Raw genomic sequence first — 12,877 nt, forward strand, 5'->3', positions numbered from 1 at the left:
CCCCCGGCAGCCCGTGTCAACAGGTCGTCGACAACACTTCGTGTTACCAACTCACCAGCGAGGGGGTGGACGATCAGGTTCTCGCTGTACCCCTGCACCTGCGGGGCGACCGACTCGGGGCAGGCAACATGGACGAGGTCGGCACCCGCTCGGAGAGCAGCCTGGCCGGCCAGCGCTGGCGCGCCGGTGTAGGGACCGCCACCGATCACGAGTAGTTCGCCGTGGTCGCCCTTGTGGCTCCCGGCGGCTCGTTCGCGGCCCAAGAGGTCGCCGGGGCCGACGAACCGCTCGGCGGCCGCCGGAATCCCGATATCGGCGACGGTCACAGCGGCATCGAGGGTGTCGAGACCGGGTTTTGTGTCGTGGAAGGTGACGACGTGATCGGCCGCGACCGTATTGCCGGCGGCTTTCCCGGTGTCGGCATCGACGCCGGAGGGGACGTCGACGGCAACGACCGGTGTGGCGGCATCAGTGATCGCGCTGGCCGCTGTCGCCGCCGGCTCTCGGAGCGCGCCGGTGACGCCGGTGCCGAGCATCGCGTCGACGATACAGTCGGCTGCTTCAAGATCGAGGTCGTCGATGGCGGTCGAATCGGTGACCGTTGTTGTCGTGATCTCGGCGGCTTGGAGGGCGGCCCAGTTTTCGCGGGCGATATCGCTGCCGATGCGATCGGGGTGACCGAGCAGGGCGACTTCGACATCGTAGTCTTTGAGGAACCGGGCGGCGACGAAGGCGTCGCCCCCGTTGTTCCCGCGGCCACAGACGAGGATCACGCGGTCGTCGGGATCAACGTACTCTCGGACGACGCGGGCGACGGCGTTGCCGCTTGACTCCATCAACTGCTTGCGTGGGACACCGAGGGCCGCCGCGTTCGCGTCGACGGCTGCCATGCGGTCGGCGGTGAGCATACGCTTGCTGGGTAGTCGAGGGAGTTAATCGTCGGGGTCAGTTACTAGATTATGCTCAGATACGGTGTTGTGTACGACGAATAGATATTGAAAGCCTCGACCCGCTCGGCTCCCGGGCCTCGCTGCGCGCTTCGTCGCTCACTGCGTTCACTCCTGCAGTGCTTACGTCGGCCGGGTTCGCCGAGCGCGCCTCGCCCTTTCAGTCCACCAGGTAAGCGGTTGATCGGCCAGTCTGCTCACCTGTTTGGCTGTTCGTCTCTAAAACCGGATTACTGGTTAGCGTCAGAGGAACGATTCCTGCAAGAACCCGATGTAGTCCCGCACCGACAGCGCGAGCGTGATCGCAAGCACGATCGGCACAACGTATCGCAGTGTCGTCAGCCAGATAGCTTCGATGCGGCCGTCGCTGGCTCGTCCCTTGCCAAGTTCTTCGACTGCCTCGCCGGCGTACACCCAGCCGATGAAAATCGACAACAGGAGTCCACTCAGAATCAGGAGGATGTTGTTAGCAAAGAGGTCGTAGGCATCGAGATAGGTCAGATCGAGGGCGGTCGGGATCCCAACGACGAACAGTACCGCCGCCATCCCGAGCGCTGTCGGCACGCGGTTGACATCGAATGTGTCGGTGATATAGGAGACGACGACCTCGAAGATGCTGAACGCACTGGTCAACGCGGCGACCAACAGCATGAGGAAGAAGACGCCACCGAGGAGCTCACCGCCGGGTAACTGTTGGAACGCGCCCGCGAGGCTGATAAAGATCGAACCAGCCCCACCCTCGCCGGGTTCGATCCCCTGGGTGAAGAGGAACGGAAAGACGACCAATCCAGCCAACAGCGCGATCGCCGTATCGAGGACGACGATGACGCCCGCGTCTTGCAGAAGATTGCGATCCTCGCCGATGTAGGAGGCGTAGGTGATCATGATCCCCATCCCCAGCGACAGCGTGTAGAACGCCTGGCCGGCCGCCGCCGGGAGGATCGAGACGGCGTCGCCGACGATCGTACTGAGATCCGGTGCGAGATAGTAACTGTAGGCGGCTCCCGCGCCGTCGAGCGTTGCTCCGTAGCCGGCCAGCCCGACGAGCAAGACGACGACTGTCGGCACCATCACCGTGGCCGCCTTTTCGAGTCCGTTGCGAATCCCAAGCGCGACGATGCCGGCGACCGTCGCCATGAACAGCCCGTGGTAGGCGATGGCGTTGGTGCCGGATGCCGTACTCAGGAAGAACGCCTCGGCGTCAGCACCGTAGCCGCCGGTGAAGCTGGCGACGACGTACTGGATCACCCAGCCGCCGACGACGCTGTAGTACGAGAAGATGATGAACGCGGCGATCGCGCCGACCGCGCCGGCAGCCTTCCAGCCGGGGTGGCCGAGTCGTTCGAAGGCCCCGATCGGGTTGCGATTCGATCGCCGACCGATAACAAACTCGACGAGCAACACCGGGACGCCGACCCCGACGACCAACAGCAGGTAGACGACGAGAAACGCCGCCCCACCCGACTCACCGGTCAGGAACGGGAATCGCCAGATGTTGCCCAGCCCGACCGCGCTGCCGGCCGCGGCGAGGATGAAGCCGATGCGTGTCGCCCAGGTTGCGCGTTCGTCCATTAGGTGCCTGTTTTGCGAACAGGCAAATAAGGCCGTTTGTTGCCGCCGACAATTGGTTGCGGAACCCTTTTTGCGCCCGTCGGTGTCGGAGATAGCAATGACTGGTGGTCGCCGATGACGATGGACGACCGCATCGATGAGCTGCGGGCCAAGCGTGCGGAGGCCCGCCAAGGCGGCGGTGAAGACCGCATCGCCAAACAGCACGACAAGGGCAAAAAGACCGCCCGCGAGCGGATCGATTATTTCCTTGATGACGGCAGCTTCCATGAGTTCGACCAGTTCCGCACCCACCGAAACCATACCTTTGGGATGGAGGAACAACAGCTCCTCACTGACGGCGTCGTCACCGGCTATGGCGAGGTCAACGGTCGCACCGTCTTCGTTTTCGCCCACGATTTCACCGTTTTCGGTGGCTCACTCGGTGAGGTGTTTGCCGAAAAGATCTGTAAGGTGATGGATAAGGCGATGGAGGTCGGCGCGCCCGTCGTCGGGCTCAACGACTCCGCAGGAGCCAGAATCCAGGAAGGCGTCGGCTCACTCGGCGGCTTCGGCGAGATCTTCCAGCGCAACGTTGACGCCAGCGGCGTCATCCCCCAGATATCAGGCATCTTCGGGCCGTGTGCCGGTGGCGCGGTCTACTCGCCGGCGATTACGGACTTCGTTTTCATGGTCAAAGAGACGAGTCACATGTTTATCACCGGCCCCGACGTGGTCGAGACGGTCACCGGCGAGGAGGTCAGCTTCGAGGAGCTCGGCGGCGCGGTCACCCATGCCTCGACCTCCGGGTCGGCCCACTTCGCCGAGGCAAGTGAGGAAGAAGCCCTCGACAACATCGCGCGTCTGCTGTCGTACCTACCGCAGAACAACGTCGAAGATCCACCACGGATCGATCCGTGGGACGATCCCGACCGCGACACCACGGCGGCCGGCGAGATCGTCCCCGACGCGCCGAAGAAACCCTATGATTCGACCGCGGTCATCGACGAGATCGTCGACGAGGGCTCGTTTTTCGAGGTACACGAGGACTTTGCGAAAAACCTCGTCGTCGGCTTCGCCCGCCTCGATGGCCGCTCGGTCGGCGTCGTCGCCAACCAACCCCGGGTCAACGCCGGCACGCTCGATATCGAAGCCAGCGAGAAGGGCGCACGATTTGTTCGGTTCTGTGATGCGTTCAACATCCCGATCGTCACCTTCGAGGACGTCCCCGGCTTCATGCCCGGTACCGACCAAGAGCACGGTGGGATCATCCGCCACGGTGCGAAGTTGCTGTATGCCTACGCCGAGGCGACCGTCCCGCTGTTGACCGTCATCACGCGGAAGGCCTACGGCGGGGCCTACTGTGTCATGGCCTCGAAACATATCGGCGGCGACGTGAACTACGCTTGGCCGACCGCCGAGATCGCCGTCATGGGGCCGAAAGGCGCGGTCAACATCCTCTATCGGGAGGAACTCGCCGACGCCGACGATACCGAGGCCCGCCGTCAAGAGCTGATCGACGAATACCGCGAGGAGTTCGCGAATCCCTACACCGCCGCCGACCGCGGCTTCATCGACGACGTGATCGAACCCGCTGAAACCCGCCAGCGACTGGTCGACGATCTGGAACTGTTGCTCTCGAAACGCGAGGAGAAACCGTCGAAGAAACACGGGAATCTCCCGATCTGATGTCGCCGGAAATTGAAATCGACGCCGACGCACTCGACGGGCTTGCCGCCGCCAGCGACGAGGAAGCCGCCGCCATCGTTGCCGCGATCAGTGCCCACATCCGAACCCAGGAAGCCGCCGCGGCCGCTGCCGCCGCAGCCGACGCCGATGGTGAAGACGCAAGCCAGCGGTCATGGCAGTTTGCCGGCCGGCTGTCCGGGTTGGGTGTCACCGCCAACCGGCCCCCGTCGTCGACGCCGTCGGATGGCTGGACAGCCGCGGATCGCGCCGATCGGTTCTGACGCCGATGCTGTTGGGATAGCCACCACGCCGCTTCTATCAGCTTCGAGACCGTTACCCCGAGCTATATTACGATAGCCTACGTTCGTCCAGCAATGACAGCGAACCAGCCTGACATCGATGCTGAGGGGGCCTTCGAGTTCGGTGCTGACACGAACGGGGCCAGCGATGCAACCGTTAGCGGTGATGTCGACGACACGATCGCCGACGTGTACACCGCCTCCCAAGATGTTGCCGACGGCGTCGAAGAGATCTCGAACCGAGCCCACAAACAGTCGAACAACATGCGGGAGGTCTCCGCGGAGGTCTCGGATCTCAGCGCGGCCGTCCAGGAGATCGCCTCCTCCGCCGAGGAGGTCGCCTCCGCTGCCGAACAGGCCGACGACCGCGCCCAGGAGGGCGAGGCAGCGACCCAGGAGGTCGTCGAGGCGATGTCCGAGATACAGGATGCGACCGAGGAGGCCGTTGATGAGATCCGGACAATCCGCGAGGGCGTCGAGGAGATTACCGCACTGGCCGACGTGATCGACGAGATCGCCGACCAGACGAACCTGCTGGCGCTCAACGCCTCCATCGAGGCCGCCCGGGTCGGCGAGGAGGGCGAAGGCTTTGCGGTCGTCGCCGACGAGATCAAATCCCTTGCCCAGGAGTCCCGCGAACAAGCAGAAGATATCGATGCGACCGTCCAGCGAGTCACCGAGGACGCCGCGGGCGCGGTCGACACGCTGGAATCCAGCGTCGACGAGGTCGAAACCGGGATGAGCCGCGCCAACGAGGCGAAATCCAGTCTCGATGAGATCACGGATGCTGTCGGCGAAGTGTCGGCCGGTGTCGACGAGATCGCCGCCGCGACCGACGAGCAGGCCCAAAGTGCAAGCACCGTTGCCTCGATGGTTGATGAGACCGCCAGCAACGCCGACAAGATCGACAGCGAGACCGAGACGATCAGCGACCGGATCGAAGAGCAGATCGCCATGCTCGATCGACTTCGGTAACCTCGCCGGGGTTTCGTCGACGTCGACAGATTCGTTCGACAGATTCGCTGTGTTGCGTTCGATCAGCAGTTTCACCCGCCGGTACCCTGTTTTCCACCAACTACATCGCGTCGGGATCGACCGATAGAATCAGGTAACCCTTCGGTCAATGGGGCGGTAAGAATGTTCAGGAAGGTGCTGGTTGCCAACCGCGGGGAGATCGCGGTTCGGGTGATGCGTGCCTGCGAGGAGTTGGGCGTCCGAACCGTGGCTGTCTACAGCGAGGCCGACAAACACGCCGGCCACGTTCGCTACGCCGACGAGGCCTACAATATCGGCCCGGCCCGCGCCGCTGACTCCTATCTCGACCAGGAAGCTGTGCTTGAGGCGGCCTCGAAAGCCGGCGTTGACGCGATCCACCCCGGCTATGGCTTTCTGGCCGAAAACGCCGAATTCGCCCAAAACGTCGTCGACAGCGGCTTTGTTTGGATCGGCCCGGATCCGGCGGCGATGGAAGCCCTCGGCGAGAAGACAAACGCTCGCACGCTCATGCAGGAAGCCGATGTCCCGGTCGTTCCCGGGACGACGGAGCCGGTCTCGTCGGTCGAGGAGATCACCGCTGTCGCCGACGACTACGGCTATCCCGTTGCGATCAAAGCGGAGGGCGGCGGTGGCGGTCGCGGGCTGAAGGTTGTCCACAGCGAGGATGAGGTCGAAGCCCAATTTGAAACCGCCCAACGAGAGGGCGAAGCTTACTTCGACAACAGCTCCGTCTACGTCGAGAAATATCTCGAAGCGCCCCACCATATCGAAGTCCAGATCCTCGCCGACGAACACGGCAATGTCCGCCATCTCGGCGAACGCGACTGTTCACTCCAGCGTCGCCACCAGAAGGTCATCGAGGAAGCGCCCTCCTCGATTCTCGACGACGGCCTCCGCGAAGAGATCGGTGAAGCCGCCAAACGCGGCGTCGACGCCGCCGGCTACACCAACGCCGGCACCGTCGAATTCCTCGTTGAGGACGGCGAGTTCTACTTCATGGAGGTCAACACGCGGATTCAGGTCGAACACACCGTCACCGAAGAGATCACCGGCCTCGACATCGTCAAATGGCAACTCCGCGTCGCCGCCGGCCAAGCGATCGATTTCACGCAGGACGACATCACCTTCGACGGCCATGCCATGGAGTTCCGGATCAACGCCGAGAACGCCGCCGCCGACTTTGAGCCCGCGACCGGCACGCTGGAAACCTACGACCCCGCCGGCGGCATCGGCGTCCGCATCGACGACGCGGTTCGGCAGGGCGACGCAATCGGCGGCGATTATGACTCGATGATCGCGAAGCTGATCGTCTCAGCGAGCGACCGCGAGGAGTGTCTCACCCGCTCGGAGCGCGCCCTTGCCGAATTCGAGATCGAGGGGTTCCACACGATCATCCCCTTCCACCGCCTCATGTTGACCGACGAGGCCTTTTCGAACAGCGAGCATACGACAAAATACCTCGATGAGGAACTGGATCACAGCCGCATCGAAGAAGCGGTCTCCCAGTGGGGCCCACGCAATGTCGGCGACAGCGACGACACCGATGGCGACGACAGCGACGGCGACGAGGAGCCAACCGAACGCGAGTACACCGTCGAGGTCAACGGCAAACGCTTCGATGTCAACCTGGAAGCACCCGACACGCCGGCGATCGACGTTGGCTCGGTCGCTGTCGACGACAGCGGGGGGATGGATCGCCCGCCGCAAGCCGACAGCGACGACGAGGACGAGGCGGTGAGCGTCGAGGGCGGCGACACCGTCACCGCTGAGATGCAGGGGACAATCCTCTCAGTCGACGTGGCGGCAGGCGATGAGATCGCCGCCGGCGATGTGGTCTGTGTGCTGGAGGCAATGAAGATGGAAAACGACGTGGTGACCGAACGCGGCGGCACCGTCACCGAGATCATGGTTGACGAGGGCGACAGCGTCGATATGGGCGACGTGCTGGTCGTCGTAGAATAGCTCGCTGCTGCGGTCGGCGTCGACGAACTACTTACGCGCTGTCGGGGAGTGGTTCGACGCGGAACACGTAGTCCTCATAGACGGCATCGAGATTAACTGGACTCTCTTCTGCGGTGTGAGTTTCACACAGTTCGACTCGGGCCTCGACAGCCCCGTGGCCGCCCTCTTCCTGATACCGTTCGAGGACGACAAACGCCGCGGGCTCGGCACAGTCACGGCGGTAACACGTCGCCGGCGCGTCGCCGTCCTCGGCGTCGGGTTCGGCCTCATCGCCTCGCTTGCGGGCCTCCTCTAAGTCGCGCTCGCGCTGTCGTTTGGCTTCGTCGTCGGCCTGTTTGTCTCGTCCTTGTTTGGTATCTGCCATACAGAGGGGAGGCGTGGCAGCGGCATAACGTTGTGGCTACCCGCTCTGGCTCCCGGTGGCATCGAGTTGTCGCGTCCGCCGCTCGACGATGAGCAGTGTCGCCAACCCCAGAATAATCAGCGTGTAGGAGCCGGCAGCCATCAGGGCCGCGCCCTCGTCGGCGTACTCGCCGGTACGGAAGATGATCGCTTTCCGCACCATGGCGATCACGCCCGTGTAGATCACCAGCCGGACGATCCGTCGGGTTTCGCTCTCTTGGGTGTAGGCGACGACTGTCTGATAGACCTCAACGATGATGAACAGCAGCAAAGCGGTGTCGATGAAGCCGACGACGACGAGTGGATCGGTGATGCTGCCGTCCAGCGCGCTGTTGAATATCTGGAGGCCCAGATCGAAAACGCCGATCGCAAATAGGATGACAAGCACCACCGCGGCGATCACCTCGACGTAGCGCAGGAGGTGCTCGCTGGTGCTCAACACTCGCTCGTCGAGCGACTCAGCCGGCGGGAGCGGGCCCCCGACCGGCTCTGTCTCCTCGTCGTCCATACCGTCCCATGGTGGTCACGCGGCATTAGTGTCGTCCCTAACGTGGCTTGTCCAGTCCAGCGATGTGACCCTCCAGATGCGACGACCGGTGCCGTCGGTTGCGCTGGCAACGATTTTTCACCCGAGCCGCAAATAGCTCGCCTATGGCCACAATCAAGGACAGCGTCCACGACCACATCGAGATCAGCGGCGTCGCCGAGGCCCTGCTCGATACGCCGACCGTCCAGCGGCTCCGCCACATCAGCCAACTCGGGACGGTGCAACTCGTCTACCCCTCCGCAAATCACACCCGCTTTGAACACAGCCTCGGTGTCTACCACCTTGCCGACCGCGCGCTCGCCGAACTCGGCATCGAGGGCCGAGAGGCCGAACGCATCCGGGCGGCCGCCTTGCTGCACGATGTTGGCCACGGCCCGTTCAGTCACAATATCGAGGAACTCACCTACCGCAAGACCGGCAAATACCACGACGACGTTGAGGAACTCCTCGCGTCGGGCGATGTCGGCGAGATCCTCCGTGAGCATGATCTCGATCCCACCCACATCGCCGGTCTCGTCGCTGGCGACGGCCAGTTTGGCCAACTCGTCTCCGGCGAACTCGATGTCGACCGGATGGACTACCTCGTCCGGGATGCCCACCATACCGGCGTCCCCTACGGCACCATCGACGCCGAGCGACTCCTTCGGGAGCTCACATTCGTTGACAATGAGTTGGTGCTCACGGAGGGCAACGTCCAGACCGCCGAGAGCCTGCTGCTCGCCCGCGCGCTGATGAACCCGACTGTCTACATGCATCCTGTCGCCCGCATCAGCAAGGCGATGTTGCGTCGGGCCAGCGAGCGACTGTTGGCGACAACCGATATCGACGCCCATGAGCTCCGGCGGATGGATGACCACGACCTGCTGGTCGCGCTTCGTACCACGCAAGCGACCGAGGCCTTCGCCGAGCGATACGACGAGCGCCGGCTGTTCAAACGCGCTATCTGGACGGAACTCCAACACGTCCCTGACGATCTGCTCGATCTCGACCACGACGAGCTCCGCGAGTTGGAGGCGACGATCGCCGACCGGGCCGACGTGCCCGAGACGAACGTGATCATCGAGATTCCCGACGAGCCCTCGATGCGGGAGTCCTCGACGCGTGTCGTCGTCAACGGCGAGATCCGGAACCTCGGCGCACAGTCGCCGCTGGTGAATGCGCTCCGAACCGCCCAGCGCGGCCAGTGGCGACTCGGCGTCTACACGACGCCGTCGGCCGCCGAGCGTGTCGGTCGGCTCGCCGCTGCGGAACTTGGCCTCGATATCCCCGGCGGGCTCGTGACTGAATCCCGGCAGGGAATCCACGCAACGCTGGACGAGTTCGAGTAACGGGGTCGACGACGACGCCGACTAGTAACAATCATACCGGCTCCAGCCCCTACAGTCGGGTGTGACTACATGGGTTGAGACGCCGACCGACGGTCGGGGTCGCGGACCGGTCGGGATCGCTCGTGCGTGGGCTGCGGTGCTCCGCAGCCCCCGGCAGTTTTTCACGAACGGTGTCGCCCCCGGTGATCAGGCCCCTGGCCTTGCCTTCGCGGTCGTCGTCGCCGTTGTCTATGTTGCTGGGCTGTTAGCCGTCCAACCCGAACTCATCCTCGGCACGTCGGTTGTACCGATTCTCGGCGGGAGTACCGCGGTGACGATGTTGTTAGTTCTGCTCGTGACCGCTGTCGTCGCTGCGCCCGCCGGACTGCATCTGATCGCGGCGATCCAGACGGTGTTGTTGATGCTGACAGTCGATGATCGTGCCGGCGTCAGCGAGACGGTACAGGTGGTCGCCTACGCGACCGCACCCTGTGCGCTGGCATGGATTCCGGTGCCGGCGGTGGCGGCGACCTGCACGCTGTATGGGGCCGGATTGTTGCTCTTTGGGCTCGCAACCGTTCACGAAACGTCGCTCCTGCGGGCGATTATAGCGGGCGGGATCCCGGCTGCCCTCGTTTTCGGGGTTGGCTTCCGTGGGTTCTGGCTGTTGGCGTCACTCGTGGGATAGCTGACAGCCGCGTTTCGACAACCGTTAAAGGGAGGCACCCTAGTTCGGGAACAAATGGGTACCTGTATCATCTGTGGCACGCCCGTCGACGGCGGCCACGTTTGTGCGAGTCATCAAGAAGACGTCCTTTTCGAGTTCCGTGGCAACAACGCCGCTCAACTCGTTCCAAGCCGTTTCTATGAGGGAACGGTCGACGGCTACGCCGATTTCGGTGTCTTCGTCGATATCGCTCCCGGCGTGACCGGCCTCCTGCACCGGAGCGAACTTGATCGGCGACTCGATAGCCTTGATTGGGAGCCCGGCGACACCGTCTGTGTCAAGGTGACCAACGTCCGGGACAACGGCAACATCGACCTCGCCAAATCGATCCGCCAGTCCGAACGCGAGTTCCGCGGGAAGATCATCCTCGATGGCGACGGCGAGACGCTTCCGAGCGACGAGGACGACGATGCCGACGCTGACGCCGACGAGGAGACCCCCGACCCGGAGTCGACACCGGCTGAGTCCGCCAGTGACTCAGCCGATACCGACGACACCGCTATCGACACCGACGACACCGCGATTGACACCGACGCCGACGAGTCATCACCGACGGAGAACGACCCATCGCCGACCGACGCGACGGCCGATCCGACACCGGCCGAGACCGATGGCGATGCGGCAGCCGTCACTGAATCAACCGGCGACGATGTCGCATCCGAATCCGTTGCCGACACGGCTGGTGGCACCGCAGACGCTGCTGTCGACGCCGAAGCTGTCACCGATACTGACGCCGACACGAACGGCACGGCGGCCGTCGCTGTCGCCGAGTCTGACGACGCCGACGCCGAAACCGTGGACGCAGACGATGCTGACCCCGCTCCCGACACCGTGAGCGCTGACGATGCCGACGCTGACAGCGACACAACGGTCGCAGCCCTCACCGATCAGGTCGGCGAGGCGGTTCGCCTCGACGGCGAGATCGTCAGCGTCCGCCAGACCGGCGGCCCAACCATCTTCGAACTCCGCGATGAGACCGGTGTCGTCGACTGTGCGGCCTTCGTTGAGGCTGGCGTTCGCGCCTATCCCGACATTGAGGTCGGCGATGTCGTCCGTCTCGACGGCGAGGTGGAACAACGGCGTGGTGAACTCCAGGTTGAAACCGAAGCACTCGTTGCGTTAGAGGGGTCGGCCCGCGATGCTGTAACCGATCGGCTGGCCGACGCGCTGACCGATCGCGCCCGACCCGATGAGCTCGATCCGATCGGCGATCACAACACTGTCGCCGAGATGGCCGAGTCGCTGCTGGATGTCGCCGAGGCGATCCGGCGAGCGATCTTGGAATCGCGGCCGGTCGTCATCCGCCACCCCGCGACCGCCGCAGGCTACGTTGCCGGGGCGGCCATCGAGCGCGCTGTGTTGCCCCTCGTTCGTGAGGAACACGCCCGCTCGGACGCCGAGTACCACTACATCGTCCGCCGCCCGCTGGAGAACGCGGTCTACGACATGGACGATGCGACTAACGACGCCACCCAGATGCTGCAGGATCGGGATCGACACGACGAGAAGCTACCCCTGTTCTGCTTCGTCGGCGCGGGCTCGACGGCTGACTCCGTCGACGGGCTTGGGCTGCTCGGTGTGTACGGTGCCGAACGGATCGTTCTTGACGCCATCGCCGCCGACCCCGAGATCAGCGACGTGGTCGAGCAGGTTGTCACCGGCGACGCCGCCGACCTCTCGATCGGCGCGCTGACGGCGACGCTTGCGGCCGCGCTCAACCCCGAGGTAAGCGAGGAGATGCAGCACCTCCCCGCGGTCAGCTACTGGGAGAACACGCCCGCAGCGTACACCGAGGCCGCCGAACAGGCTGGCTACGATGCCGAACAGGTGCGACACCTTCGGGAAGCCATCGCGCTTGAGGCCTACTACCAGTCCTACCAGGACAAACGTGAGTTGATTACGGATCTCCTGTTCGACGATGCTGGCGGGCTTGCGGGCCACATCGCTGAGCAGTTCCGACAGAAACTCGACGATGAGCTTGCAACCGCTCAAGCCAACCTCGACCGCCGAGAGCACGATGATGTTGGTGTTGCGGTACTCGATACCGACCAGTTCACCCACCGCTTTGATTTCCCACCGACGACGCTGCTGCTTGATGAGCTGCATTACGTCGAACGCGACGAGGGTGCGTTCCTCACCATCGGCGTTGGGATGGATGAACTGTATCTTCGGAGCAGCCAGTCTCTCGATGTTCGTGCGATCGCTGAGGCGGCCGCCGAGGCCGCGCCTGAAGCCGACGTCACCGCTCGCGGCATCCGCGAGGGCCGCATTGAGTTCCTCTCGGGCCGACGCGAGGCTGCCCGTGAGGCCGTTATCGACGCGGCTGTCGATCGTTTCGAGTAGCTGTCGCGTCTCGGCGTTTGCGACACCGGGTTCAACAGCGGTGTGTCACAGTGTCGCAAACGTATCGTGCCGCTGGTAAGTACATGAAACGTTTTATACCGTCATATCCA

Annotated in this window: 11 protein-coding genes; 7 read left to right on the plus strand and 4 right to left on the minus strand. The window is 63.8% G+C overall.

Annotation, left to right across the window (positions count from 1 at the left end; all coding sequences use genetic code 11):
* A partial coding sequence (locus DM826_RS04910; RefSeq protein WP_120102458.1) for an NAD(P)H-hydrate epimerase occupies positions 1 to 908 on the minus strand: 908 nt, incomplete at its 3' end.
* A 282-nt stretch (positions 909 to 1,190) separates the two neighbouring features.
* Complete coding sequence (locus DM826_RS04915; protein WP_120102093.1) at positions 1,191 to 2,519, minus strand: sodium-dependent transporter; 1,329 nt, start codon at positions 2,517 to 2,519, stop codon at positions 1,191 to 1,193.
* Between the two features lie 120 nt (positions 2,520 to 2,639).
* On the opposite strand from DM826_RS04915, the gene DM826_RS04920 reads away from it, so the two are divergent.
* The 4 genes from DM826_RS04920 (at position 2,640) to DM826_RS04935 (ending at position 7,441) form a co-directional block, all read left to right on the plus strand.
* Positions 2,640 to 4,184 (plus strand): acyl-CoA carboxylase subunit beta, encoded by a 1,545-nt coding sequence (locus tag DM826_RS04920; RefSeq protein WP_120102459.1) that lies wholly within the window; start codon positions 2,640 to 2,642, stop codon positions 4,182 to 4,184.
* Positions 4,184 to 4,465, plus strand: coding sequence for an acc operon protein (locus tag DM826_RS04925; protein WP_120102095.1), 282 nt, complete (start codon positions 4,184 to 4,186; stop codon positions 4,463 to 4,465). The genes DM826_RS04920 and DM826_RS04925 overlap by 1 nt, the downstream gene beginning before the upstream one ends.
* A gap of 93 nt (positions 4,466 to 4,558) precedes the next feature.
* Complete coding sequence (locus DM826_RS04930; protein ID WP_120102097.1) at positions 4,559 to 5,458, plus strand: methyl-accepting chemotaxis protein; 900 nt, start codon at positions 4,559 to 4,561, stop codon at positions 5,456 to 5,458.
* Between the two features lie 162 nt (positions 5,459 to 5,620).
* Positions 5,621 to 7,441 (plus strand): acetyl-CoA carboxylase biotin carboxylase subunit, encoded by a 1,821-nt coding sequence (locus tag DM826_RS04935; protein WP_120102099.1) that lies wholly within the window; start codon positions 5,621 to 5,623, stop codon positions 7,439 to 7,441.
* Positions 7,442 to 7,472: 31 nt separating this feature from the next.
* Here DM826_RS04935 and DM826_RS04940 read toward each other — a convergent pair whose 3' ends face one another.
* Together DM826_RS04940 and DM826_RS04945 are read right to left on the minus strand one after the other, a co-directional pair.
* Entirely contained in the window at positions 7,473 to 7,805 is a 333-nt protein-coding gene (locus DM826_RS04940; protein ID WP_120102101.1) for a hypothetical protein, read from the minus strand.
* A 36-nt stretch (positions 7,806 to 7,841) separates the two neighbouring features.
* Positions 7,842 to 8,351, minus strand: a complete 510-nt coding sequence (locus DM826_RS04945) for a phosphate-starvation-inducible PsiE family protein (protein WP_120102104.1) — start codon at positions 8,349 to 8,351, stop codon at positions 7,842 to 7,844.
* A gap of 143 nt (positions 8,352 to 8,494) precedes the next feature.
* Between DM826_RS04945 and DM826_RS04950 the strand changes: the two genes are divergently transcribed.
* From DM826_RS04950 to DM826_RS04960, 3 genes are all read left to right on the plus strand, one after another.
* Complete coding sequence (locus DM826_RS04950) at positions 8,495 to 9,718, plus strand: HD domain-containing protein (protein ID WP_120102108.1); 1,224 nt, start codon at positions 8,495 to 8,497, stop codon at positions 9,716 to 9,718.
* A gap of 61 nt (positions 9,719 to 9,779) precedes the next feature.
* A complete protein-coding gene (locus DM826_RS04955; RefSeq protein WP_120102110.1) occupies positions 9,780 to 10,385 on the plus strand; it encodes a YIP1 family protein in 606 nt (201 codons plus the stop codon).
* A 54-nt stretch (positions 10,386 to 10,439) separates the two neighbouring features.
* A complete protein-coding gene (locus DM826_RS04960; RefSeq protein ID WP_120102112.1) occupies positions 10,440 to 12,767 on the plus strand; it encodes an OB-fold nucleic acid binding domain-containing protein in 2,328 nt (775 codons plus the stop codon).
* The last annotated feature ends 110 nt before the right edge of the window (positions 12,768 to 12,877 follow it).

Origin of the sequence: Halonotius aquaticus, assembly GCF_003605575.1 — an archaeon.
Lineage (GTDB): Archaea > Halobacteriota > Halobacteria > Halobacteriales > Haloferacaceae > Halonotius > Halonotius aquaticus.